Annotated in this window: 1 pseudogene; it reads left to right on the top strand. The window is 53.0% G+C overall.

What is annotated here, in order from left to right:
- Positions 1 to 57 precede the first annotated feature (57 nt).
- Positions 58 to 659: pseudogene (locus ACOTXT_RS22480) on the top strand (IS1 family transposase); the annotation flags it as partial.

Genomic DNA, 659 nt, shown 5'->3' with positions numbered 1-659 from the left:
GGTGATGCCTCTAATTGGTTGAATCTGATGTATAATGCGGGCTTTTGAGGTTCTCTCATGCCCAGCGTTAACGTCCATTGTCCCCGTTGTCAGTCTCCTCAGGTTTACCGCCATGGTCAGAACCCTAAAGGTCATGACAGATTTCGCTGCCGTAACTGCCACCGCGTGTTTCAGCTCACTTACGCTTATGAGGCCCGTAAGCCGGGCGTTAAAGAGCAGATAACCGAAATGGCCTTCAACGGTGCCGGGGTTCGCGATACTGCCAGAACACTGAAGATTGGCATTAACACCGTCATCCGGACTTTAAAAAACTCGCGCCAAAGCGAATAACCTCTTCGCCCGTTGCCCATGCTGATGTGGCACTTATCTGTGAACTCGATGAGCAATGGAGCTTCGTTGGCAGTAAAGCCCGGCAGCACTGGCTCTGGTACGCGTACAACACCAAAACAGGCGGTGTACTGGCCTATACTTTTGGTCCACGAACCGATGAAACCTGCCGTGAACTGCTGGCGTTACTGGAGCCCTTCACCATCGGCATGATCACCAGCGACGACTGGGGTAGCTATGGCCGGGAGGTGCCGAAGGATAAGCATCTGACCGGCAAGATATTCACCCAACGTATTGAGCGTAATAACCTGACGCTCCGCACCCGCATTAAG

Source organism: Enterobacter cloacae complex sp. IR5422, from assembly GCF_049238165.1.
In the GTDB taxonomy this organism is placed as follows: Bacteria; Pseudomonadota; Gammaproteobacteria; order Enterobacterales; family Enterobacteriaceae; genus Enterobacter; species Enterobacter roggenkampii.
Note: the sequence above shows the minus strand (reverse complement) of the source record. Positions and strands in the feature narration are given on the sequence as shown.